Here is a 23634-nt window from a genome sequence, read left to right on the forward strand (position 1 = left end):
AAGGCGGCGGACAGACGCAATGAGCGACATAGCGTTTCTCTTGAACGGAACGCCGGTTCGGGTTGCAGGCGAGAGCCCCACCCGGACATTGCTGGACTATTTGCGCGAGGTCAGGGGCCTCAAGGGCACCAAGGAGGGCTGCAACGAGGGCGATTGCGGCGCCTGCACGGTGATGGTCACCGACGAAAGCGGCAGTCGCGCGCTGAACTCCTGCATCCTGTTCCTGCCACAGCTGCACGGCAAGGCGGTGCGCACCGTCGAAGGCATGTCAGGCCCCGACGGCGCCATGCACCCGGTGCAGGAGGCGATGGTCGATCATCACGGCAGCCAGTGCGGTTTCTGCACGCCGGGTTTCGTCGTTTCGATGGCGGTTGCCCACAAGGAAGGCGCCACCGACCATGACGACCGGCTGGCCGGCAATCTTTGCCGCTGCACCGGCTATGCACCGATCATCCGCGCGGCCGAGGCGGCCGAGCCCGCGCCGGTGCCTGCCTGGATGACGGAAGACCTGCGCCCCGTGGCGGGCGGCAAGGCGCCCTTTGCCCCTGCCACGTCGGACGAACTCGCGGCCTGGTACCTCGCCCATCCCGATGCGACGCTGATCGCGGGCGCGACCGATGTCGGCCTTTGGGTAACGAAGATGCTGATGGATCTGCCGGACGTGGCGTTCCTGCATGCCTGCAAGGATCTGCAGGGGATCGAAAAGAATGGCGCCACGATCCGGATCGGTGCGGGCGTTACGATCCAGCGGCTGCGCTCGGCGCTTGCCGCCAGCCACCCATCCTTCGCCGAACTTCTGCGCCGCTTCGCATCCGAACAGGTGCGGGGGGCTGCGACGATCGGCGGCAATATTGCCAACGGCTCGCCCATCGGCGACGCGCCGCCCGCGCTGATCGCGATGGGGGCGAAGCTGCATCTGAGGAAGGGCGACACCCGGCGCGAGATCGCGCTCGAGGATTTCTTCCTTGATTACCGCAAGCAGGACCGCGCGAAGGGCGAATTCGTCGAGGCGGTGACGATCCCGGCCAAAGTGCCGGACCTGGCCTGCTACAAGCTGTCGAAGCGGTTCGATCAGGATATCTCGGCGGTCTGCGGCTGTTTCAACGTCACGCTGCGGTCGGGTCGCGTCGAAAGCGCTCGCATTGCCTTTGGCGGCATGGCGGGCATTCCGAAGCGGGCCGCCCATGTCGAGGCGGCACTGACGGGCCAGCCCTGGACGGAAGAGACGGTACGCGCAGCACTTCCCGCCTTTGCCAGGGATTTCACGCCGATGACCGATATGCGCGCCTCGGCCGACTACCGGCTGGAAAGCGCGCAAAACATGCTTCTGCGCTATTTCCATGAACGCAGCGGTACGGCAACCTCGGTTCTGGAGGTGGTGGCATGAGCGTCGGAACCTCGCTTCCTCACGATTCCGCTGCGCTGCATGTGACGGGCCGCGCGCGTTATGTCGATGACCTGCCGGTGCCGGCGGACACGCTGCATCTGGCCTTTGGTATCTCGACCATTGCCCACGGCGAGATCACGTCGATGGACCTCTCGGCGGTGCGCGCGGCACCCGGCGTGGTCGCCGTGCTGACGGCCGAAGACCTACCCTTTGCCAACGATGTCTCGCCCTCGGCCCATGACGAGCCGATGCTGTCGACGGGCACCGTGCATTTCGTCGGCCAGCCGATCTTTCTGGTCGTCGCCGAAAGCCACTTGCAGGCGCGCAAGGCCGCGCGGCTCGGGCAGATCAGCTACAAGGAGCGCCCTGCCCTTCTGACCGTCGATCAGGCTTTGGCCGCGAACAGCCGGTTCGAGGATGGCCCTGTCATCTGGTCGAAGGGCGATGCGGCAGCGGCCATCGCGAAAGCGCCGCGGGTGATCGAAGGCACGTTCGACATGGGCGGGCAGGAGCATTTCTATCTGGAAGGCCAGATTGCCCTGTCGGTCCCGAACGAGGGCGGGGTGACGGTCCATTGCTCGTCGCAGCATCCGACAGAGATTCAGCACAAGGTGGCCGAGGCGATCGGGACGCATATGAATGCGGTCCGGGTCGAGATGCGGCGCATGGGTGGCGGTTTCGGCGGCAAGGAAAGCCAGGGCAATGCGCTGGCCTGCTCGACCGCCATTGTCGCCCGGATGACCGGACGTGCGGCCAAGATGCGCTATGACCGCGACGATGACATGGTGATCACCGGCAAGCGCCATGATTTCCGCATTCACTATCGCGCGGGCGTCACGGACGAGGGCCGCATCCTCGGGATCGAGTTCCTGCAACTGGCCCGCTGCGGCTGGTCGATGGACCTGTCCCTGCCGGTCGCCGACCGGGCGATGCTGCATTCCGACAATGCCTACAATCTGGAAAACATCCGGATCGAGAGCCACCGGCTGAAAACCAACACCCAGTCGGCGACCGCCTACCGGGGCTTTGGCGGCCCGCAGGGGATGATCGGGATCGAGCGGGCGATGGACCATATCGCCCATGTGCTGGGGCGCGATCCGGTGGCGGTGCGGAAGGCCAATTATTACAATGACATGGGCGACGGGTCGCAGACGACGCCCTATCACATGCCGGTCGAGGATTTCATCCTTGGGGCGCTGACTGAACGGCTGGAGGCGAGCGCAGACTATCAGGCGCGGAAGAAGGCCGTGGCCGACTGGAACGCGAAGAACGATGTCCTGAAAAAGGGCATTGCGCTGACGCCGGTGAAGTTCGGCATCTCCTTCACGCTGACGCATTACAACCAGGCGGGCGCCTTGGTGCATGTCTATCAGGATGGCTCGATCCACCTGAACCATGGCGGGACCGAGATGGGTCAGGGCCTGAACCGCAAGGTGGCGCAGGTGGTGGCGGCGGGCTTTGGCGTCGATCCCGGCGCGGTGCAGATCACCGCGACCGATACCGGCAAGGTGCCGAACACCTCGGCCACGGCGGCCTCGTCTGGCGCCGACCTGAACGGCATGGCGGCGAAGGCCGCGACCGACACGATCCGCGAGCGGATGGCGGAGTTCCTGGCGCGCGAGCATCAGGCGGAGCCTGCCGCCGTTCGGTTCGAGGGCGGACGGGTCAAGATCGGCGGCGAGGACATGGCGTTCGAGGAGGCGGCGAAGCGCTGCTACCAAGGCCGCGTGAGCCTGTCATCGACCGGGTTCTATGCGACGCCGAAGATCACCTGGGACCGCAAGGCCGGGCGCGGGCGGCCGTTCTACTATTTCGCCTATGGCGCTTCGGTGACCGAGGTCGTGGTCGACACTCTGACCGGCGAGAACCGCATCCTGCGCACCGACATCCTGCATGATGCGGGCAACAGCCTGAACCCGGCCCTGGATATCGGCCAGGTGGAAGGTGCCTATGTGCAGGGCGCAGGCTGGCTGACGACCGAGGAACTGGTGTGGGACGACAAGGGGCGGTTGAAGACGCATGCGCCGTCGACCTACAAGATCCCCGCCTGTTCGGACCGGCCGCGCATCTTCAACGTGGCGCTTTGGGACGGGCCGAACCGGGAAGAGACGATCTACCGGTCGAAAGCGGTAGGGGAACCCCCCTTCATGCACGGAATCTCGGCCTTTTCGGCCTTGGCCGATGCTTGCGCCGCCTGCGGCCCGCACTGGCCGGACCTGCAGGCCCCGGCGACCGCCGAGGCGGTGCTGGCCGCCGTAAAGCGCGCGCGGGGGACTGTCTGATGGGCTTTGACCGCGATCAGATGGTGCGGCTTATCGGGCTTAAAGGCCCGGTGGTGCGCGTCGTCGTGGCCGACATCGCCGGGTCAACCCCGCGCGAAGTGGGCGCCGCGATGGTGGTCTGGAAGGACAGCCAGGAGGGCACGATCGGCGGCGGCACACTGGAACATGAAGCGATGCTGGCCGCACGGAAGATGCTTGCCGAGGGTACTCTGGCACGGGTGGATCGCATGCCGCTTGGTCCCACGCTCGGGCAGTGCTGCGGGGGATCGGTTGCCCTTCTGTCCGAGCTTTGGGACGGGGTGCGGCTTGCCGCCGAGTGCGGGCCGGTGATCGCGCGCGCCCTTCCCGGTCAGAGCCCCGACATGCCGCTGACGGTAAAACGCCTTATGGCGAAAGCGCGGGGCGAAGGGGCGCTTCCTGCGGCCCGCCTGGTGCAGGGCTGGTTCATCGAACCGGTCGCGCGCCCGAAGCGAGACCTGTGGGTCTGGGGCGCGGGTCATGTGGGCCGTGCCATCGTCGCGACCATGGCCGGGCTGCCGGACCTGCGGATCACCTGGGTGGATACGACGGCCGACAGGTTCCCGGACCTGCCCGAGGGGGTGGTGCAGAGGGTCGCCGCGAACCCGGCCGATCTGGTGGCCGAGGTGCCCGCGAACGCCGAACATCTGGTCCTGACCTTCAGCCATGCGCTGGACCTAGAGCTTTGCCACCGGCTGCTGGGCCGTGGGTTCGCCCGGCTCGGGCTGATCGGATCGGAAACCAAATGGGCGCGCTTCCGCGCGCGACTTCACGCGCTTGGCCATCCGGCGGAGCGGATAGGGCGCATTCAATGCCCGATTGGACGGGTGGAGTACGGCAAGCATCCGCAGGCGATCGCCATTGGCGTGGCGGCGGAATTTCTGGAAAAAGGCGGCGCGAGAGAATCCGGTGCGACGGACGGCGCAGAGCGTCTGAGGGGGGACGGAACGGCATGACACGGCCAGAGCTTCTGAAGATCGAGGGGATATCGAAGTCTTATCCCGGCGTGCGCGCCAATGATGACGTGTCCTTCGCCGTCGGCGAAGGCGAGGTGCATGCGCTTCTGGGCGAAAACGGCGCGGGCAAGTCGACGCTCGTGAAGATGATCTACGGGCTGGTGCGCCCCGACGAAGGGAAAATGACCTTTCGCGGCGCGCCCTATACGCCCGGCAAACCCGGCGAGGCGCGAGCTTCGGGCGTGGCCATGGTCTTTCAGCATTTCTCGCTCTTCGAGGCGCTGAATGTCGCGGAAAACGTGGCGCTCGGCATGGAAAACCCGCCGCCGATGCGGGAACTGGCGGCGCGCATCCGCGCGGTGAGCGAGGAATATGGCCTGCCGCTGGACCCCGCCCGCATGGTGGGCGACCTGTCTGCGGGCGAGCGGCAGCGGGTCGAGATCATCCGCTGCCTGCTTCAGGACCCGAAGCTACTTATAATGGATGAGCCGACCTCGGTCCTGACGCCGCAGGAAGTGGAGATCCTCTTCCGCACGCTCCGGCAATTGTCGGCGGAAGGCACGGCGATCCTTTACATCTCGCACAAGCTTGAGGAAATCCGCGCGCTCTGCGACGAGGCGACGATCCTCAGACGCGGCAAGGTGGTCGCCACCTGTACGCCACGCGAAAAAACTGCGCGGGAGCTGGCAGAAATGATGGTGGGCGCGTCGCTGTCGCCGCCCGAACGCCATCCCGGCGAGAAGGGCGAGGTCGTGCTGGGGGTGACCGACCTTTCCGCCCCCTCGCCCATTCCGTTCGGCACTTCGCTGAAGGGCGTGAGCTTTACCGTGGCGCGGGGCGAAGTTCTGGGCATCGCGGGCGTGGCCGGGAACGGGCAGGACGAACTGTTGCTGGCGCTCTCGGGCGAATTGCGGAGCGGTCCGGACAAGGTCAGGATCGGCGGCCATGCGGCGGGCGATCTCGGTCCGGCAGAGCGGCGGAAGGCCGGGCTGGTGGCCGCGCCGGAGGACCGCTACGGCCATGCGGCGGCGCCGGACATGTCCTTGATCGAAAACGCTTTCCTGACCGGCGCCCTGCGCCGCGGACTGACCAAGAACGGGTTCATCGACTGGGCGGCGACGAAGACTTTCGCCGAGGAAGTGATCGCCACCTATGACGTGCGCACACCCGGCAGCCATGTCGCGGCGCGGGCGCTGTCTGGGGGCAATCTGCAGAAGTTCCTGATCGGGCGCGAACTCGACCAGACGCCCGAGGTGATCGTGATCAACCAGCCGACCTGGGGGGTCGATGCGGCCGCTGCCGCCGCGATCCGCCAGGCGATCCTCAATCGCGCTGCCGAAGGCGCGGGCGTGGTGGTGATCAGCCAGGACCTCGACGAACTTCTGGAAATCGCCGACCAGTTCGCGGTCCTGAACGAGGGGCGGCTGACGAAGCCCCGCCCCGTGCAGGGCCTGACGATCGACGAGATCGGCCTGATGATGGGCGGCGCCCACGGTATGGAGGTGGCCCATCATGTTGAGGCTTGAGAAAAGACCGACCCCCTCGCAGTTCTGGCTCTATGCGACGCCGGTGGTCGCGGTCCTTCTGACGATGATCGCCGGCGGGATCCTCTTCGGGCTTCTGGGCAAGAACCCGGTCGCGGTGATCAAGACGATCTTCTGGGATCCAATTTTCGGAGAATTTGCCTTCTACCTGCGTGGCCAGCTTCTGGTGAAGGCAGGGCCGCTGATCCTGATCGCCATCGGGCTCTCGCTCGGGTTCCGGGCAGGGATATGGAACATCGGGGCCGAGGGTCAGTATATCATGGGCGCAATCTGCGGCGCAGGCGTGGCGCTGGCGCTGTACCCGACCGAAAGCCGGCTGGTCTTTCCCTTGGCGATCCTTGCGGGTGCGCTTGGCGGCTGGGCCTGGGCGATGATCCCGGCGATCCTGAAGACGCGGTTCAACACCAATGAGATCCTCGTCTCGCTGATGCTTGTCTATGTAGCCGAGACGATCCTTGCCAAGGCCTCAACCGGATTTCTGAGAAACCCCGAGGGCGCGGGTTTCCCGGGCAGCCGGTCGTTCTCGACCTTCAAGGCGGCCTCCAACCCCGAGCTCATTGCCGGATCGGGCCTGCATTGGGGCGGCGTCGCGGCACTGGCGACCGGGGTGGCGGCCTATGTGCTTCTCAGCCGCCATATCCTCGGCTTCCAGATCAAGCTGGCCGGTCAGGCGCCGCGCGCGGCGCGCTTCCATGGCGTGAACCCTGAAAAGCTCGTGCTGCTCTGCATGGGGCTTTCCGGCGCGCTTGCCGGGCTTGCGGGCCTCTTCGAGGTGACAGGACCGGCGGGCAAGATCTCGATCGACTTCAACGTGGGCTACGGTTTCACCGCGATCATCGTGGCCTTCCTGGGGCGTCTCAATCCCCTTGGAATCGTGCTTGCGGGCTTCCTGATGGCGCTGACCTATGTCGGCGGCGAGATGGCGGCCACCAACATGGGTCTGCCCTCGGCCGCGATCCAGGTCTTTCAGGGCATGCTGCTTTTCTTCCTTCTGGGCGTCGATGTGCTGACCAACTATCGCATCCGCTCTGCATTCATGGGGGCACGGTGATGGATTTCGGCGGTATCAATCCGGTCATTCTGATCGCATCCCTTATGGTCGCGGCAGTGCCGATCATGCTGGCGGCTCTGGGCGAGCTGGTGGTCGAGAAGGCGGGCGTCCTGAACCTCGGGGTCGAGGGGATGATGATCGTGGGCGCCATCTGCGGCTTCATCACCGCCGTCCATACCGGCAGCCCAGTGATGGGCTTCCTCGGCGGCGCGGTGGGCGGCGCGGCACTGAGCCTCGTCTTTGCCTTCCTGACCCAGGTGCTCTTGGCCAATCAGGTGGCGACGGGTCTTGCGCTGACGCTCTTCGGGTTGGGCTTCGCTTCGCTGATGGGTCAGGGCTACAACGGCATCAAGCCGCCGCCGACCCTGTCGGTGCCGATGGGACCGCTCGCAGACATTCCGGTCCTTGGTCCGATCCTCTTCGACCATGACTGGATGGTCTATATGTCGATCGCCTTGGTTGCCCTTGTCTGGTGGGTGCTGAAGGCCACGCGGCTTGGCCTGATCATCCGCGCGGTGGGTGAAAGCCATGATGCGGCCCATGCGCTCGGCTACAAGGTCAATCGCATCCGTCTGGGCTGCATCGCCTTCGGCGGCGCGATGGCGGGGCTTGGCGGGGCCTATATCAGCCTCGTCCGCGTGCCCCAGTGGGTCGACGGGATCACCGCGGGCGCGGGCTGGATCGCGCTGGCCATCGTGGTCTTCGCCTCCTGGCGGCCCTGGCGGGTGCTGATCGGCGCCTATCTCTTTGGCGGCATTACGGTTTTGCAGCTCAATCTGCAGGCCGCAGGATCGGCGATCCCGGTCGAGTACTTGTCTATGTCACCCTATCTGATAACCATTCTGGTGCTGGTTATCATGTCCTCTGGCAGGGGTCGCGCGGCGCTGAATGCCCCCGCGAGCCTCGGCCAGAATTTCCACGCCGCGCGCTGAAGCGACGGCAAAAGGCAAAACCAACGGGGCCTACCGAGGCCCCACCAACGGGAGAGTAAAGGAATGCTGAGAAGAACCCTTATGACCACCGCCGCGCTCGGCCTCGGTCTCGCCCTTTCGGGCGGCGCTGCGATGGCAGCAGGCATGGACCATGTGAAGGCCTGCTTCGTCTATGTCGGCCCGATCGGCGACGGCGGCTGGACCTACCAGCACCATCAGGGGGCGCTTGCGGTGCAAGAGGCCTATGGCGACAAGGTCGAGGTCCAGTGGCAGGAAAGCGTGCCCGAAGGCGCCGACGCCGAGCGCGTGCTGACCCAGATGGCGCTTGGCGGCTGCAACATCATCTTCACCACCTCGTTCGGCTATATGGACCCGACGAACGCGGTCGCCGCGAAATTCCCGGACGTGAAGTTCGAACATGCGACCGGCTTCATGCGCAACAGCGAGAATGTCTCGACCTACAACGCGCGCTTCTATGAAGGCCGCGCTGTGCAGGGCACGATCGCGGGCCGCATGACCAAGACGAACAAGATCGGCTATATCGCGTCGTTCCCGATCCCCGAAGTGGTGATGGGCATCAACAGCTACTACCTGCACGCCAAGAAGGTGAACCCGGATGTCGAACTGTCGGTCGTCTGGGCCTACACCTGGTTCGACCCGGCCAAGGAAGCCGACGCTGCCAAGGCGCTGATCGATCAGGGCGTCGACGTGATCGCCTCGCACACCGATTCGACGGCGCCGCTTGCGGAAGCCGCCAAGACCAACGGTGCCGTCATCGGCTTCGGCCAGGCCTCCGACATGGCCGAATACAAGGACGGGCCGCGCGTGTCGTCGATCATCGACAACTGGGCGCCCTATTACGTGAAGCGCGTCGGCGCGCTCCTGGATGGCTCCTATGCGCAGGCCGATGCCTGGGAAGGGATCGCGGGCGGCGAAGTAGGCATCGGCGAGATCACAGCGGCCGTGCCGGCCGAGGTGAAGGCCGAGGCCGAAGCCATGCGCGACGCGATCGGCGCCGGGACCTATCACCCGTTCACCGGCCCGATCAACAAGCAGGACGGCTCGGCCTGGCTCGCCGAAGGCCAGACCGCGCCGGACGGCGACCTTCTGGGCATGAACTTCTATGTCGAAGGCATCACCGGCGACATTCCGAAGTAAGGTCCTGCCAGTGTTTGACGGAAAACCCCGCTTCGGCGGGGTTTTTCTTTGGCGGGCAGGTGACTGTGCCCCCAGGGGGGTCTGCATTTCATATTGACACTATACATGTCATCATGACATTTATAGTGTCATGGAAAAAACCGATCTCCTCTACCGTCTGATCTGGATGTCGCGCCCGCTGATGCAGGCGGCCGAAGCCTCGGTCGAAAAGGGCCTCGCGGGCACCGGGCTGACCGTCAGGATGCGCGCGGTTCTTGAAATCCTTCATGCCCATGGCGATGCAACGGTGCCCGATATCGCCCGGCAACTCGACATCAACCGGCAATATGTCCAGCTGATGGTCAATGAAACGCTTGGTGCCGGGCTGACGGTTCAGCGGCCCAATCCGAGGCACAGGCGGTCGATCCTGCTGGCGCTGACCGAAAAGGGGCGCGCGGTGATCGGCGAGGTGATCGCGCGCGAACGGGCGCTGGTTGAGGCGATCGGCGCCGATATCGACGCGGAGGATGCCCGGACCGCGCTGTCGGTCGTCCTATCCCTTGTCGGGAAGCTGAAGCATCACGCCGAAGGGGAAAAGGGATGATCGGATATCTGTTGGGCGCGACGGGCCTTGGGCTGGCGCTTTGGCTCGGCGACGGCGTGGGGCGGATCGGGGCGGTCAGTTCCGGGCGTCCGATCGGGCAGCGGTCCGGCGCGGCGCTTGTGCTGATCGACCTGCAGACGGTCTTCTGGAACAACGGTCCCTATTCGGGCGCGGCGAGGGAAGAGGCCCAATCAGCCATCCTTGGCGAGGTCACGGCAGCGAAGGCCGCGGGGCATCCGATCATCGCCCTGCGTCAGGAATGGTCGATCCTCTCGACGCGATGCCTCGCGCGGCTGACGATGAGGGGCCAGGCCATCGCCGGAACGCCGGGAACCGAGATCGCCGAACCTTTCGCCGGGATCGCCGATCACATCCTTGTCAAGCCGGTGCAGGATGGGTTCCAGAGCGGCGAACTTGACCGGCTGCTTGCGCGGCTCGAGGTCGGGCAAGTGCGCCTTGTCGGCCTCGATCTGAACTACTGCGTCCTGAAGACCGCACTCGCGGCCCGGAAGCGGGGCTATGAGGTCTCCATCCCGCTGCGGGCAACGTTGGCGGCGGGCCCGACGGACGGAACACGGAAAAGGCTGGCCTCCCAGTCGGTCGTCCTTCAGTAGCGCGGTTCCAAGCCTGGTCGCGGCGCGGGTTTCCCCGGGCAATGCTCGTCGTCGGCCTTTGGGCCGCCCCTCGCACGAGCCGACGAGTAGCCGCAGGCGCACGAGGAGGCTTCGCTCAGGTCTCGCCCGCCACGTCCTTGTGCACGATCACGTCGCAGTCGGGATAGGTCTCGATGATCCGGCGCCTGAGGCCCGCGCCGATTGCATGGGCGTCGCGCAAGCTCTGGTCGCCGTCGAGCTCGATATGGATGTTCACGAACACCCGGCTGCCGGCCATGCGGGTCTTGAGGTCGTGAAAGCCCCGGACGCCGGGCCAGTCACGGGCGATGGCGGCGATCCCCTCGATCACCGCCGGATCGGCGCGGCGGTCCATCAACGCGTCCCAGGCGCCCTTGCCAATGCGGAGCGACCCCACGGCAAGCATCAGCGCAGCACCCATCGCCACAACGGAATCGACCTGCCCCAGCCCGAAATGCCGCGACATCCAGAGGGCCGCGAGTGCCCCGAGGTTCGGGATGAGATCGGACATGTAATGCAGGCTGTCGGCGGCCACCACGCGGCTGCCCGTCCGCCGCGCCACCCGACGCTGCCAGAGGACAAGCCCCAGAGTGACGAGGATCGAAAGCCCCATCACCGCCATGCCGCGTGTTTCGTCGGCAATGGGCGACGGCGCGTCGGACAAAAGCCGGCTGACCGCCGCCCAGCCGATCACGCCGCCGGAGATCAGGATGAAGACCGACTGGCCGAGGGCCGCGAGATCCTCGACCGAGGTATGGCCGAAAGCATGATCCTCATCTGCCGGCCGCGCTGCATAGAGGATCGCCATCAGCCCGCCCAGAGACATCATCAGATCAAGCGCGCTGTCGGTGAGCGAGGCCGCGACCGAGAGCGCCTGGGTATGGCCGAGCGCCCAGAGCTTCAGTGCGACAAGGAGAAGCGCCACCGATACCGAAGCCACGCCCGCCGACAGGTTGAGGCGTACCGCCCGTTCGCCGCTCATTCCCGGACCTCGTCGGCCTCTACCCCCCAGAGCCGCGCTTTCGCGACCCAGCCGGTTTCACCCCCAGCACTGATCTCGCACCAGTCGAGCGTGCAGGGGCCGAGCTTGCCGATCACGCCTTCAGACGCCTTCGCAAGCACAGCAGTCTTTTCTCCCGGGCCTGCATGCAGCGCGGTGTCCGGTTCAGTGACCAACACGGTGCGAACGCCGGAGAGGAGCGTGTAATAGATCCAGCCGCCCTGCCCTTCGTTATCCTCGACCCGGCGCCAGTGCTCGAACTCCGCCGTCACCCTGAGGGGCATGTCGCGGTGGCGAAAAACCCAGTCGATGCGGTGTTCGAGCGAGGGGCCGCGCCGCACGTTGCCGTCGGAGGTCTTGAGAGAGACATAGCGCGGCAGCGGCAGGTTGGTGACCGGGCCCTTGCCGGGCTCAGCTACGCCATCCGGGGCGGGCTCGGCCATCTCCTCGCCCTCTTCCTGCGCGTAGAGCGGCAGCGGCAAGAGCCCCGGACCTGCGATCAGTGCCAGAGCGAGCGCGAGTGCCGGGGCGCCCGCCCTGATATGCCGGTGGCCTGGGGTCATCCTCGTCACGTCAACCGCCTCGCAATAATCTTTCGGGCTTGTGGCTTACCCGATTGCGCTGCACTTTGCCATCAGGGGCGTCGGGGTGAAAGCCCGGACCGGATGGCAGGACGAAGGAGCGTGACATGCGGAGCGAACGGCTGACAGTGGTGGTCACGCGGCGCCTGCCCGAGCCGGTCGAGACGCGGATGAAGGAGCTCTTCGACGTCGAGTTGCGCGACAGCGACGACAGAATGAGCCGCGAGGATCTTGCCGCCGCCATGCGCCGCGCCGATGTGCTGGTGCCGACGATCACCGACCAGATCGATGCCACGCTTCTTGCCCAGGCGGGCGAACGGCTGAAGCTGATCGCCAACTATGGCGCGGGAGTCGACAATATCGATGTCTCGACAGCGCGCCAGCGCGGCATCCTCGTGTCGAACACGCCCGGCGTCCTGACCGAGGACACGGCCGATATGACGATGGCCCTGATGCTTGCCGTGATCCGCCGTCTGCCCGAAGGCATGGCCGCGATGCAGGGCGGAAGCTGGGGCGGCTGGTCGCCCACAGCGTTTCTCGGCGGGCGGCTCGGGGCCAAGCGGCTGGGTATCCTCGGCATGGGCCGGATCGGCCAGGCAGTCGCGCGCCGCGCCTCGGCCTTCGGCATGCAGATCCACTATCACAACCGCCGCCGCCTGCGCCCCGAGACCGAAACGGAACTGCAGGCGACCTTCTGGGAAAGCCTCGATCAGATGGTGGCGCGGATGGATGTGATCTCGATCAACTGTCCGCACACGCCCTCGACCTTCCATCTGATGAATGCGCGGCGGCTGAAACTCCTGAAGTCCTCGGCGGTGATCGTGAACACTTCGCGCGGCGAGGTGATCGACGAGAATGCGCTGACGCGGATGTTGCGCGCGGGCGAGATCGCCGGTGCTGGCCTCGACGTTTACGAACATGGCACCGACGTGAACCCGCGCCTTCGCGCGCTGCCCAATGTCGTCCTCTTGCCCCATATGGGATCGGCGACGATGGAAGGGCGGATCGAGATGGGCGAGAAGGTGATCATCAACATCAAGACCTTCGCCGACGGCCACCGTCCGCCCGATCAGGTCGTGCCCGGCATGCTCTGAGCCATGGCGGGCTGGTTCGCGACGCAGGAACTCGCGCCCGGCATTTGGGTCACGACCGAACCGGCGGTTCACCCGTTCTTCGCGGCAAACCTTTTCACCATCATCGGCCGTGACGTCGATCTGCAAGTCGATTTTGGCTGCGGGGTCGCACCCCTGCGGCACGCTCTGCCGCTGACACCCGGAAAACCGGTGATCGCGGTCGCATCCCATGCGCATGTCGATCATGTCGGCGGCTTTCACGAATTCACCGACCGGCGCGGGCACGCGGCCGAGGCGGGGGCTTATGCGACCATGGCGCCGGGCCTGACCTTCCAGGACTGGTTCCGCGAAGAACGCGCCGGGCCCAGCCTGACCGCCCTGCCCCATCCCGGTTTCGCGCTGTCCGGCTGGACGCTTGCCCCGGCGCCCCTGACCGCGATGCTGTCCGAGGGCGACCGGATCGACCTTGGTGATCGCAGCTTCACCATCCTGCACCTGCCCGGCCATTCGCCGGGCTCGATCGGGCTGTTCGATGAACGGGACGGGCTGTTCCTGACCGGCGACGCAATCTATGACGACGAACTGGTCGATGACATACCAGGCGCAGACCGTCCTGCATATTTAGGCAGCATGCGGCGCCTGGCGGATTTGAATTGCCGGATTGCGCTTGGTGGTCACGGGCCTCCCTTTGACGGCGTGCGGATGCGGGAGATCGCGGCAGGCTATCTGTTCCACCGACACTGATCGCGGCGACCAGTCCAATCTGATGAGGGTCCACCATGCCCGCGCATGTGTGAAGCATCGGATCAACCCCGAATTGTCCTCTGGCGGTCAAATTTCCGCCCGTTTCAGCGCCTACATCCGTGCCGAACTTGGGGTACGACTATGTCTAAAGGCTTTCTTGTCGCGTTCGTTTGCCTCGCCGGTGCGGGCACCGTGAGCGTCGATTATGTCAACCAGGCGAAACGGGCGGGATCCTCGCCGGGCGCTTTCGGCGCCGATGCCTACATGACCAGCATCAGCGCGCGCTATTTCGACTATCGCCGCACGATCGAGGATGATGCGAAACGCAGCGCGCTCTTGCAGCAGAAGCGGCGCGAACTGTTGCCCGAGGCACCCGAGGGCTGGGCGCGCCATGTCTGGGGCGAGGCGGACGAAAGCCTTTTCGGCACCGACCGCAAGGTCGCCCTGCCGGACGATTTGAAGGACGAGCCGACGTTGACCGCGCTGATGGAAATGGACCGGAAGATGGGGCAAAAGCTCCGCACCGATCAGAGCTATGTCTATGAAAAGGAAGGCGAAAGCGTCGCCGTCCTGATCCATTATGACCGCACCGCCGGTAAGGGCGGGATGCTGGGCGGACCCTTCCTGTCTCTGGTGAACGGCAATATCGAGGCTTTTTCCGGCAAGACCGGTTTCGCGGTGGTGCAGGGCGTCACCTTCCGTCGCGATTTCGGGGTGATGAATTTCGGGCAGGACGAGGCGACAGACGCCGACCCGGCGACGGTCACCCGCGCCTTCTCGGCCAATCTGAACAACCAGATCCGCGTTGCGGTGACGGCGCGCGCCCGCGACGAGGCGATCTTCGAGGTACTGAGTGTCATCGACTTCGACCAGCTGAATTTCCTTCTCGACGTACCGGTCGAGGGGATCGGCGCCGCCGCGCCCACCATTCCCTGGGAGAGCCAGAAGGCCGAGGCTGACGCCCGGGTCGCCGCTGACAGCGCCGCACAGGTGCAGGACGCCATCGACCAGAACCAGAAGCTCCTGGAATGGGCGAAGGAGGTCGCCGAACGGCACAAGGGCAAGCTGCCGACCGAGGCGGAATATGCCGCCGAGGTCACGCAGATGAACCAGATCGGCGGCGAGGCGGCAGCCCCGGCAACAGCCCCGGTCGAGGAAGCTTCGGATCAGCAGGAGCAAGGCGGCGGCTTCCTGTCGATCGTCAATGGGCTCTTCGCCAAGGTCTCGTCCGACGACACCGCCGGGGCCGATCAGGCGGCGCCCGCGAAGCCCACGGTCGGCAGCTTCGGCAGCGGCAATTGCACGATGCAGGGCGCGATCAAGCGCTGCAGCACCTCGGGCGGCTAGGGCGTTCGGCCAACGGCGGCCGTACATCGCTGCGCCCCCTCGCGGGCTTGGGATCGAGCGGCCGGAACCGACATGAGCGAATGTCGTTTTCGGACGCGGAATGTCGGGCAGACATTTCCGCCAAAATCTGTCTCTGTCAGATATGGCCCAAATGAATGCCCGAAGGAGTCGGCCGATGAAAACCCATGTCAGAGCTCTTGTCGTCGGCGGCGGTGCCGTCGGGACCGGCATCGCCTATCACCTCGCTAAGGCAGGCTGGGACACTATGCTGCTGGAGCGGGATGCGCTGACGTCCGGCTCGACCTGGCATGCGGCGGGCCTGCTGCCCTTGTTCAACATGTCCTACGCCACAACCCACATCCACAAGTACTCGGTCGATTTCTACAAGACGCTCGAGGCCGAGACCGGCCTGAACGCCGGCTTCTATGTCGTGGGCAACCTCCGCATGGCCCAGCGGCAGGAGCGGATGGACGAGTACATGCTCTATTCCTCGGTGGCCGAAACGGCGGACGTCTATCACGAATTCCTGTCGCCCAAGGAGATCAAGGATCGCTGGCCGCTCGTCCGCACCGAAGACCTAGTGGGCGCGCTCTATCACCCGCAGGACGGCTACATCAACCCGGCCGACGTGACCCAGGCGATGGCCAAGGGCGCCCGCCAGCGGGGCGTGAAAATCCTGCAGAAGGCCCAGGTCGACAGCTATCAGTGGACCGGATCGGAATGGATCGTCTCGGGCCATATCATGGTCGAAAAGGGCGGCATGCTGGTCACGGGCGAGGAGACGTTCGAAATCCACGCCGAACATGTCGTCACCGCGACGGGCAACCATGCCCAGCGCACCGCGCGGCTTTTGGGCGTCAAGACTCCGGCCATTCCGGTCGAGCATCAGTATATCGTCACCGAACCCGACCCGATGCTGCAGGAATACCGCAAGAACAATCCCGAACACCCGGTCCTGCGCGATGCCGACGCCAAATGGTATGTGCGCGAGGAACGCGGCGGCTGGATCCTCGGGCCCTATGAAAAGGGCGCGCCCGCGCGGTTCGAATATTGCGTTCCGGACAGCTTCCGCGCCGACCTCTTCCCGCTCGACCTCGAACGGATCGAGGGCGAATATATGTCCTTTATCCACCGCATTCCGTCCTCGGAAACCGTGGGCCTCAAGGACGATTTCAACGGCCCGATCTGCTACACCCCTGACGGTAACCCGCTCGTCGGCCCCTACCCGGGGCTGAGGAACATGTGGATGGCCGAAGGCTTCTCGTTCGGGATCACCGCGGCGGGCGGCACGGGCCATTACCTCGCCCAGCTGATGACCGAGGGCGAGGCAGAGATCGACATGGCCTCTCTTGACCCCAAGCGCTACGGCAACTGGATGACGACCGAGTACGCGGCGCGCAAGAATGAGGAATGCTACGACCACGTCTTCATCCTGCACCATCCGGACGAGGAACGCGAAGCCTGCCGTCCCCTGCGCACGGCGCCCGCCTATGACCGGCAAAAGGCGATGGGCGCGCAGATGGGCCAGGTGAACGGCTGGGAACGGCCGAACTATTACGGTCCCGTCGATGCGCCCGCCTCCTTCGACCATGACGGCCGCTCGTTCCGACGCGGGGCCTGGTGGCCCCATGCCAAGGCCGAGGCGGAAGCGGTCAGGAACACCGTGGGCATCATCGACGCGTCGGCCTTCACCAAGCACCTGGTGCGCGGCCCGGGCGCGACGGCGTTCCTGGACCATCTCACCTGCAACAAGCTGCCGAATGTCGGGCGTATCAACCTGACCTATGCGCTGACCGAGGCGGGCACGACGCGCACCGAGTATACGATCGTGCGGCTGAAGGAGAATGAGTATTACCTGATCTCCGCCGGCGCCTGGACGGCATATGACGCCGACTTCCTGATGAAGGCGGCGGAAGACTTCATGGCGGCGGGCGGCGGTCATCTCGACATCCACGACATCACCACCCAGTGGGGCGTCTTTGCGCTGGCTGGCCCGAACGCGCGGGCGCTTTTGAAGGACATCGTGAAGGACGCCGATCCCGATACGGTCCTTTCGAACAAGCGCTTCCCCTGGCTTTCCTACCGGGACATCGAGCTCGGCATGTGCCCGGTCCGCGCGGTGCGCGTGGCCTATACCGGGGAACTGGGCTGGGAACTGCACTACCCGATCGAGTTCGGCCGCTACCTGTGGGACCTGATCTGGTCGGTCGGCGCAAAGCACGGGCTGAAGGGCGTGGGCGCCCGGGCGCAGAACTGGCTCCGGCAGGAAAAGAGCTACCGTGCCTTCGGCTCGGAACTCGGCCGCGACGCGACGCCGCTCGAAGCCGGACTGCCGCGCTTCGTCGACATGTCGAAGGAGTTCCGCGGCAAGGCCGAGATGGAAAAGAAGGGCACGCGCTTCATGTGCGTGACGGTGCTGATCGACGGCCCTGCCGACGCCGACCCGTGGGGCAAGGAAGCCCTCATCCATGACGGCAAGAAGGTCGGCCGCCTGACCTCGGGCGGCTATTCGGTGGCCTTCGGCAAGCAGATCGGCATGGGTTATGTGCCGGTCCACCTGTCTGAGCCCGGGACGAAGCTCAAAGTCCGCATGCTGCGCGAGCTGTGGGATGCGGAAGTGACTGTCGACAGCCCGTTCGATCCGAAGAACGAACGCATCCGCATCGACGGTTAAGCTGATCGCTCCGGCGCCTTAGGTCGTCAGGCCGAGCCGCTTGATCTTGTCGTTCAGCGTCCGGCGCGGCAGCCCCAGAAGGGTTGCCGCGCGTTCGGTATTGCCCCGGCATTTGACCAGTGCGGCGTGGATTTCCCGCGCTTCGAAGGCCGCCATCCTTTCCGGCAAGCTCGCACCCGATCCCTCGCTGGTGGCGGGCGCCCCCTCCCCGCCCGGATCGAGGCCGAGGACGAACCGTTCAGCAGCCGCGCGGAGTTCCCGGGCATTTCCGGGCCAGGATTGTCGAACCAGACGGGCGCGCAGGCTGATCGGAATCTCGGGGAGCGCCCGGCCATATCGCCGCGCTGCCTCGGAGGCGAAATGGGCAAACAGAAGGGCGATGTCGCCTGACATTTCCCGTAGGGGCGCCGTCGCAATCTCTGCCCCGGCGAGGCGGTAATAGAGATCGGCGCGGAAGCGACCGTCGAAGGCCATGGCTTTCAGTTCGACCTTGGAGGTCGAAACGACGCGAATGTCCAGTGGCCGGGGTCGGTGTTCCCCGAGCCGGGTGATCGTGCGATCTTCAAGGACACGCAGCATCTTGGCCTGTATCGGCTGCGGCATGCTGTCGATTTCGTCGAGGAGGAGCGTCCCACCGTCAGCCAGTTCCAGTTTGCCGGGCTTGTCGACCATTGCGCCCGGAAAGGCGCCGGCAGCTGCGCCGAACATCTCGATCTCGAACAGGCTCTCGGGCACTGCGGCGCAATTCAGGGCCACGAATCCCTTTGCGCCGCGCGGCCCGCCCGCATGGAGCGCGCGCGCGACCAGTTCCTTTCCGGTCCCTGTCTCGCCCGTCACCAGCACATTGACGTCCAGTCCCGCAAGCGCTGCCACCTGCGCGCGCAGGCCCGCCATCGCCCGGCTGTCGCCGACGATCTCTTCCTCCGGCAGGCGGGATCTCAGGCGCCGAAGTTCGTCCCGCGTTTCGCGCGCCCGCAGCGCGCGGGCGATGACCAGAAGCAGGTGATCGGCACTGTAAGGCTTCTCAAGAAAATCCTCGGCCCCGGCGCGGATCGCCTGAACCGCCTGGGGCACATCGCCATGGCCGGTGATGACGACGACCGGATGATCGCCGCCACGCGCTGCAAGGGCGGCGATGAACCCCATCCCGTCCATCCCCGGCATCCTGAGGTCGGTGACGATCACTCCGGGATCGGACCTATCGAGCGCGGCGAGCGCCGCCGCCGCGTCGGGAAAGGCGCACACCTCGTGACCGGCCGCCTCTATCAGGTCGCTCGCGGCGGCGCGGTGATCGGCATCGTCATCGACAACGAACACAAGCGCCGTCATTCGGCCGCCTCGCGCATTGCGGGCGCGGCCGGAAGTATCACGGTGACCCTTGTCCCGGTTCCGGGAGTGGAGGAGATGTCGATACGCCCGCCGAACTCGGTCACGATTGCCTGACTGATCGACAGGCCAAGTCCCAGCCCCTCGCCGCCGATCTTGGTCGAGAAGAAGGGTTCGGTGACGCGGGCGAGCATGTCCGGCGCAATGCCCGGACCGTTGTCAGAGACGGTGAGCGAGACAGAGGCGCCCGCGCGCGCAGTTTCGACTGTGATGCGGGCAGCGGGCTGGCCCTCGACCGCATCGAGCGCGTTGAGGAGAAGGTTGAGGCAGACCTGTTCCAACCGCACCGGACCGGCCATGGCGAGCGGCGCCTCGGCCGACCTTTGGAACAGGGGTGTAATCCCGACCGCTTTCGCACGCGGCGCCACCAGTTCAAGCGCATTCTCGGCGACCTTGTCTAGGTCGGTCAGGGTGCGCAGGTTCTGCTCTTTGCGGCTGAAGCTTTTCAAGTGCTTCGTGGTGCGCTGCATCCGGGCGATCAGATTGCGCGCCGTCCCGATACGCGTCTTGGTCTTCGTCCCGTCGCCCGACAGGTCTGCCGCCGCGAGCGTCGCCTCCATCGCGGCGAGCGGCTGGCTCAGCTCGTGCACGATTGCCGCCGACATGCGCCCGAGCGCCGCCATCTTTTCCGTGTGAACGAGCGTTTCCTGCGCGGCCCGAAGATCGGCCTCGGTCTTGCGCCGCGCCTCGATCTCCTGTGCGAGTTCACGGGTGCGTTCGGCGACGCGCGCTTCCAGAAGCGCCCCCTGACGCAGCCGAAGCTGGACGAGCTGGCGCCGTTGGCGGAAGGCGACGCCAAGCCCGGTGGCCGCCGTCGCAACGAGCGCCGCCGCCAGCGACCAGACGAGGGCCGAGGCCCGCGCCGACGCAATCGGCGCGGCGGAGATCAATTGCCATCCGTCGGCGGCAATGGTCGTCGATCTGCCGCGCAGCGCCTCGCCGCCAACGCCGGGCAGGTCGAGAACTTCGCCTGTCGTGGCGGCTGTCAAAAGCGGCGCCACGCCAGCGAGATCGACCCCGTCATAGGTGCGAAGCGTCGCGACCCGGTCGAGCGTCCGCGTGGAAAGGCGCGACAGCGGCCGGTAGAGCCAGTCCTCGACCCCGGACAGAAAGATGATGCCGTCGGGATCGGCGATGGCCGTCCTGACGCCCGCGCTTTTCCAGGTCGCCTCAAGCGGGCGCAGGTCGACCTTCACCACCATCACACCAGGGTTTTCCTCTGGGCCAACACGGGTCGAGAGGAAATAGCCCGGCTTGCCGGTGGTCACGCCGATTGCGTAGAACCGCCCGCGCCCGTCCGCCATGGCGTCGGCGAAATAGGGGCGAAAGGCATAATTGATGCCGACGAAGCTTTCGTCCGTGGCCCAGTTCGAGGCGGCAATGGCGGTGCCTCGGGCATCGAGCAGGTAAAGCTCGGTCGCGCCCGCCCGCCTGTTGATCGTCGCCAGATAGCGGTTGGCCTCGGTGATCGCATCGGCCGCGTGAGGCTCGCTGAGCGCGCGGCCGACGCGGATATCCTCGCCCGCCACATCCGGCAGCGCGCGGAAGCGCTCAACCTCGGTCTCGATGGCGCGGCGGGTCAGGATCAGCGACTGGTCAAGCTCGCGGTCAATCGCCGAGACGGCGAGGCGGTAGGCTGCCTGATAGGCGAAGAGGGCAGCGATGGCGGCGACCGCCGCGACCAGCAGTGCCATGCGGCGCGCGCTCATCCGCCTCTCCTGTCGTGTCCGTCGCACGGGCGGCCCGCCCTCCCCTCGGTTTCGTCCCGTAGGTCAGCGTAGCGGAACAAGGGGCGCAGGTCACGGCTCGACATCGGCCCCGCCGCAGGGCCTGAGCGCGATGGGTGCGCCGGGTTCGGCGCCGATTTCCCGGCAGGTGACGGCATCGCAGAGGCGCCAACCCTGCCCCGTCGCGCCCGACGCCGCGAGGGTGAGCACAGACACCGGTGCCAGATCGGGGCGCCAGACCCACCAACCTTTCATCAGTCGCGCGCCCTCGCCCGGCTCCATCCCCGCGCCCGAGCCTTTCACGGCGGCTTCTGTCAAGTGAAGCCTACCGCCGTCGACGGCCCAGCTTTCGCGCCATTCGATCCTTTCGACCGAATGGCGCCAGCGAAGCTCGAAGTCTTGCGAGGCAAGGGTCAGCACCGCCGTGCCGACAAGGAGGCAGGCCGTGCTCATGACCGCGCCATGGACGTGGCGCGCCAGGCCAGACCCGCGAAGATCGCGGCAAGGGCGAAGCCCGTTTCATCCGTCAGTGGAAGTGCCGCGATGAGCGTAATGGCGGCAAGCGCGGCAAGCGCGCGCATGGGCCAGCCAAGCGGCCGCCCAAGCCAGCCGATGACGGCTGCCCCCCAGAGGCCGATGGCAATGACGGTCTTGATCACGATATAGGCGACGGCGGGCCAGTAGCCCACGGACAGGGCCAACGGCCCGCCATCCTGCAGCATCAGCGCGGGCGTATAGACCGCCATGAAGGGGATGACGAAACCGGCGGCGGCGATCTTGATTGCCTCGATCGAGATCTTCAAACCGTTTTCCTTCGCTATCGGTGCCGCAGCGAAACAGGCAAGCGCCACGGGCGGCGTCAGGTCGGCGAGGATGCCGAAGTAGAAGACGAACATGTGGCTAACGATCAGTGGCACGCCCAAGGCCAGGAGGGCGGGCCCGGCGATTGAGGAGGTGATGATATAGTTCGGGATCGTCGGGATACCCATGCCGAGGACGATACAGGTGATCATCGTGAGGATCAGCGACAGAAAGAGGCTCCCCTCGCCGACATGGACGATGAACTGGCCGAACGTATTGGCCGCGCCGGTCAGGGTCATGGTACCGATGATGATGCCGACGAGCGCGCAGGCGATGCCCACCGGAAGCGCGGTCTTCGCGCCTTCGGCAAGGCTGTCGCGGCAGAGCGCCAGCGTCTCGCGTCCGCCCCTCGACAGCGCGTTCCATCCGATCAGCGCGGCGATGGCGGCGGCCACCGGCAGGATGCCGAACTCGAAGAAGGCGGCGGCGATGGCGCCGAGGCCGATCCAGAAGAGGATGCGGATCGCCCCGTCCGGCAGGCCGAGGGCAATGGAACCGCCGAGGATCAGCATGACGGTCATTGCAAGGCCGATGGTGCCCGCGAAAAGCGGCGTGAAGCCGGAAAACAAGAGGTAGACCAGCACGCCGAGCGGCAGTATCAGATACCAGTTTTCCTTCAGCGCGCGCGTGGGCGATGGCAGGTCGGCCTTCGCCATCCCCCTCAGCCCGTGGCGCCCGGCCTCCAGATGCACCATCCAGAAGGCGGAGGCGAAATAGAGGATCGCGGGGATGAGGGCGGCCTTGACCACCTCGACATATTCGACGCCCAAGGTCTCGGCCATGATGAAGGCGACGGCCCCCATCACCGGCGGCATGAGCTGGCCCCCCATCGAGGCGGTGGATTCCACGCCCCCCGCAAAGGCCGGGCGGTAGCCGAAGCTTTTCATCAGCGGAATGGTGAACTGGCCGGTGGTGACAACATTCGCCACGCCAGAGCCCGAGATCGTGCCCATGAGGCCCGAGGAGACGACCGCGACCTTGGCCGCGCCGCCCTGTTTGTGGCCGACAAGGCCCAGCGAGACATCGGTAAAGAGACGGATCATCCCGGCGCGTTCGAGGAACGAACCAAAGAGGATGAAGAGGAAAATGTAGGACGAGGAGACATAGGTCGGGATGCCGTAGATGCCTTCGGTTCCATAGGCCATGTGGTCGATGACCTGGCTGAAGTCATAGCCCCGGTGGTTCAAGGGTGCGGGCAGGTACTCCCCCCAAAGGCAATAGGCCAGGAAGCTTCCCGCGATGATCGGCAGAGCGGGCCCCATCAGAAGCCAGGCGGCGGCGAAGACCGTGACCAGCGCCACGATGCCAAGACCGATGTCGCGGGGCAGCGGATCGCCCGCGCGCAGGATCAGCGGCGTGAATTCCCACCATTGGTAAAGCGCGACAACGACCCCGGCGAGCGCCAGCGTCCAGGCGACGGCCTTGAATGGCGCGCCCTTGCGCCTGAGCGCCGCCAGCAACGGAAAGCCCAGAAGCGTCAGGAACCCGACGTGCACGGCCCGGACGATCTGGCTGGAGAGGTCCAGCAGATGCGCCGCCGTTGCGATCTGGAAGATCGAGAAGAGGATCGCGATCCAGAAGAGCGCGCGCCCCTCGACCGTCGCCGGAAAGCTTTCGGCCAAGGGATCGTGCAACCCCAGATCGGGCGCATCCTTGGGCATGTCGTGATGTGGCTCAGCCATCGCGGTCTTCCCCTCC

At 65.8% G+C, this 23634-nt stretch carries 19 protein-coding genes; 13 read left to right on the forward strand and 6 right to left on the reverse strand.

What is annotated here, in order from left to right; all coding sequences use genetic code 11:
- Positions 1-19 precede the first annotated feature (19 nt).
- The 9 genes from xdhA (at position 20) to OU426_RS14130 (ending at position 10525) form a co-directional block, all read left to right on the forward strand.
- Positions 20-1387: a xanthine dehydrogenase small subunit gene (gene xdhA, locus OU426_RS14090; RefSeq protein ID WP_267634667.1), complete on the forward strand. Its 1368-nt coding sequence runs from the start codon at positions 20-22 to the stop codon at positions 1385-1387.
- Complete coding sequence (gene xdhB / locus OU426_RS14095) at positions 1384-3669, forward strand: xanthine dehydrogenase molybdopterin binding subunit (RefSeq protein WP_267634668.1); 2286 nt, start codon at positions 1384-1386, stop codon at positions 3667-3669. The genes xdhA and xdhB overlap by 4 nt, the downstream gene beginning before the upstream one ends.
- Positions 3669-4643 (forward strand): xanthine dehydrogenase accessory protein XdhC, encoded by a 975-nt coding sequence (gene xdhC, locus OU426_RS14100; RefSeq protein WP_267634669.1) that lies wholly within the window; start codon positions 3669-3671, stop codon positions 4641-4643. The genes xdhB and xdhC overlap by 1 nt, the downstream gene beginning before the upstream one ends.
- Positions 4640-6169 (forward strand): ABC transporter ATP-binding protein, encoded by a 1530-nt coding sequence (locus OU426_RS14105; RefSeq protein WP_267634670.1) that lies wholly within the window; start codon positions 4640-4642, stop codon positions 6167-6169. The genes xdhC and OU426_RS14105 overlap by 4 nt, the downstream gene beginning before the upstream one ends.
- Positions 6156-7238, forward strand: coding sequence for an ABC transporter permease (locus OU426_RS14110; protein WP_267634671.1), 1083 nt, complete (start codon positions 6156-6158; stop codon positions 7236-7238). Before OU426_RS14105 ends, OU426_RS14110 begins: the two co-directional genes overlap by 14 nt.
- Positions 7238-8170: an ABC transporter permease gene (locus OU426_RS14115; RefSeq protein ID WP_267634672.1), complete on the forward strand. Its 933-nt coding sequence runs from the start codon at positions 7238-7240 to the stop codon at positions 8168-8170. The genes OU426_RS14110 and OU426_RS14115 overlap by 1 nt, the downstream gene beginning before the upstream one ends.
- Positions 8171-8233: 63 nt before the next feature.
- On the forward strand, positions 8234-9328 hold the full coding sequence (locus tag OU426_RS14120) for a BMP family ABC transporter substrate-binding protein (RefSeq protein WP_267634673.1): 1095 nt from the start codon (positions 8234-8236) through the stop codon (positions 9326-9328).
- Positions 9329-9458: 130 nt separating this feature from the next.
- Complete coding sequence (locus tag OU426_RS14125) at positions 9459-9911, forward strand: MarR family winged helix-turn-helix transcriptional regulator (RefSeq protein ID WP_267634674.1); 453 nt, start codon at positions 9459-9461, stop codon at positions 9909-9911.
- Entirely contained in the window at positions 9908-10525 is a 618-nt protein-coding gene (locus OU426_RS14130; RefSeq protein ID WP_267634675.1) for a cysteine hydrolase family protein, read from the forward strand. The genes OU426_RS14125 and OU426_RS14130 overlap by 4 nt, the downstream gene beginning before the upstream one ends.
- A 115-nt stretch (positions 10526-10640) precedes the next feature.
- Here the strand turns inward: OU426_RS14130 and OU426_RS14135 are convergent, their stop codons facing one another.
- Together OU426_RS14135 and OU426_RS14140 are read right to left on the reverse strand one after the other, a co-directional pair.
- Positions 10641-11525 carry a cation diffusion facilitator family transporter gene (locus OU426_RS14135; protein WP_267634676.1) on the reverse strand — a complete coding sequence of 295 codons (885 nt, stop codon included), beginning with the start codon at positions 11523-11525 and terminating at the stop codon, positions 10641-10643.
- Entirely contained in the window at positions 11522-12106 is a 585-nt protein-coding gene (locus tag OU426_RS14140; protein WP_420712604.1) for an SH3 domain-containing protein, read from the reverse strand. The genes OU426_RS14135 and OU426_RS14140 overlap by 4 nt, the downstream gene beginning before the upstream one ends.
- Positions 12107-12231: 125 nt before the next feature.
- On the opposite strand from OU426_RS14140, the gene OU426_RS14145 reads away from it, so the two are divergent.
- The 4 genes from OU426_RS14145 (at position 12232) to OU426_RS14160 (ending at position 17962) form a co-directional block, all read left to right on the forward strand.
- Positions 12232-13218, forward strand: a complete 987-nt coding sequence (locus OU426_RS14145; RefSeq protein ID WP_267634677.1) for a 2-hydroxyacid dehydrogenase — start codon at positions 12232-12234, stop codon at positions 13216-13218.
- 3 nt (positions 13219-13221) lie between these two features.
- Positions 13222-13941 (forward strand): MBL fold metallo-hydrolase, encoded by a 720-nt coding sequence (locus tag OU426_RS14150; protein ID WP_267634678.1) that lies wholly within the window; start codon positions 13222-13224, stop codon positions 13939-13941.
- Between the two features lie 141 nt (positions 13942-14082).
- Positions 14083-15288 (forward strand): hypothetical protein, encoded by a 1206-nt coding sequence (locus tag OU426_RS14155; RefSeq protein WP_267634679.1) that lies wholly within the window; start codon positions 14083-14085, stop codon positions 15286-15288.
- A gap of 175 nt (positions 15289-15463) precedes the next feature.
- Positions 15464-17962, forward strand: coding sequence for a GcvT family protein (locus OU426_RS14160; protein ID WP_267634680.1), 2499 nt, complete (start codon positions 15464-15466; stop codon positions 17960-17962).
- Positions 17963-17980: 18 nt separating this feature from the next.
- On the opposite strand, the gene OU426_RS14165 is transcribed toward OU426_RS14160, so the two are convergent.
- From OU426_RS14165 to OU426_RS14180, 4 genes are all read right to left on the reverse strand, one after another.
- A complete protein-coding gene (locus tag OU426_RS14165; protein ID WP_267634681.1) occupies positions 17981-19291 on the reverse strand; it encodes a sigma-54-dependent transcriptional regulator in 1311 nt (436 codons plus the stop codon).
- Positions 19288-21057, reverse strand: coding sequence for a sensor histidine kinase (locus OU426_RS14170; protein ID WP_267634682.1), 1770 nt, complete (start codon positions 21055-21057; stop codon positions 19288-19290). Before OU426_RS14170 ends, OU426_RS14165 begins: the two co-directional genes overlap by 4 nt.
- A gap of 90 nt (positions 21058-21147) precedes the next feature.
- Positions 21148-21528, reverse strand: a complete 381-nt coding sequence (locus OU426_RS14175; RefSeq protein WP_267634683.1) for a DUF1850 domain-containing protein — start codon at positions 21526-21528, stop codon at positions 21148-21150.
- The gene (locus OU426_RS14180; RefSeq protein ID WP_267634684.1) at positions 21525-23618 is read right to left on the reverse strand and encodes a TRAP transporter permease; all 2094 of its coding nucleotides are present in this window, start codon (positions 23616-23618) and stop codon (positions 21525-21527) included. The genes OU426_RS14175 and OU426_RS14180 overlap by 4 nt, the downstream gene beginning before the upstream one ends.
- Between the last annotated feature and the right edge of the window lie 16 nt (positions 23619-23634).

The organism is Frigidibacter sp. RF13, assembly GCF_026626305.1.
Lineage (GTDB): Bacteria > Pseudomonadota > Alphaproteobacteria > Rhodobacterales > Rhodobacteraceae > TMP-24.